At 46.0% G+C, this 526-nt stretch carries 1 protein-coding gene; it reads right to left on the bottom strand.

Annotated elements, in window-relative coordinates:
- Nucleotides 1-464: MFS transporter (locus tag R7093_RS27845; RefSeq protein WP_318147360.1), on the bottom strand; the 464-nt coding region annotated here is incomplete at its 3' end.
- Nucleotides 465-526: the final 62 nt, after the last annotated feature.

Below are 526 nucleotides of genomic sequence, written 5' to 3' on the forward strand. Positions count from 1 at the left end.
CTATCCGCTAAAACCACACCCAGTTGAGGCGCAAGTGCTGGTGATAGTGCCACCAACGGCATGATGGTTGCAAAAATTTGCTGGCTACTGCTGGAGTAACGCTTGATTACCATCGCTTGCCAGATAACCGCAGGAGCACACACGCCGATTGCTTGCACAAAGCGCAGTGTCAGTAGCTGCCAAACTTCATCGCAGAATGCTAAGCCGAATGAGGCAATGGTAAAGAGTACCAGACCTGCGGCCAGCGTATTGCGGTGACCAAATTTATCCGATGCCAATCCCCACATCAGCTGACCAAAAGCCATACCTACAAGAAATACGGTCAGAGAAAGTGCGATTTGTTCGGGACCTGTAGCAAAGTCGATTTCCATCGCTTTGAACGCAGGTAAGTACATGTCAGTGGCAACAAAGCCAAGCATAGATAAAGCTGCAAGATAAACGAGCTGTAGTTTTGATATTTTCATGATTCAACCAATCAAATTATTTAATCATTTTTTAATCAATATCAGTTGGCGCCAACCCTGAT

The sequence above is a fragment of the Vibrio sp. 1580 genome (assembly GCF_033340055.1).